The sequence below is a fragment of the Pantoea sp. 18069 genome, assembly GCF_902706035.1.
In the GTDB taxonomy this organism is placed as follows: domain Bacteria; phylum Pseudomonadota; class Gammaproteobacteria; order Burkholderiales; family Burkholderiaceae_C; genus Comamonas.
The window spans coordinates 1-636 of sequence record NZ_CACSJA010000105.1; the positions used below are offsets into that span (position 1 = coordinate 1).

Sequence of the window (636 nt, forward strand, 5' to 3'; positions counted from 1 at the left end):
CGCCGATATCACCGCCAAGGCCTTGACGGTCAGCGGTGTGACCGCGGCCAACAAGACCTATGACGGCACGACGCTGGCAACGCTGTCGGGCGGCACGCTCGATGGTCTGGTGGCTGGCGAAACGCTGAGCCTGTCGGGTCAGACCGGTGCCTTTAGCGACCAGAACGCTGCAGCCGGCAAGAACGTGACGGTGACAGGCGCAACCCTGTCCGATGGCACGGGCCTGGCCAGCAATTACACGGTGAGCAGCGCCACGGGCGTCACGGCCAATATCACTGCCAAGGCCTTGACGGTCAGCGGTGTGGCAGCTGCCCACAAGGCCTATGACGGCAACAATGTCGCCATCGTATCGGGCGGAACGCTCAATGGTCTGGTGGGTTCGGAGACGCTGGTTCTTTCCGGCCAGACGGGCTCTTTCGCCGACAAGAATGTCGCCGCTGGTCAGACCGTGGCGGTCACTGGCGCCACTTTGGGCAATGGCACGGGCCTGGCGAGCAACTACACGGTCGGCAATGCCACGGGAGTCACCGCCGATATCACCGCCAAGGCCTTGACGGTCAGCGGTGTGACCGCGGCCAACAAGACCTATGACGGCACGACGCTGGCAACGCTGTCGGGCGGCACGCTCGATGGTCT

At 64.5% G+C, this 636-nt stretch carries 1 protein-coding gene; it reads left to right on the forward strand.

What is annotated here, in order from left to right:
- The coding region (locus GVL12_RS25765) for a YDG domain-containing protein (protein ID WP_200844100.1) at positions 1–636 on the forward strand (636 nt) is incomplete at both ends.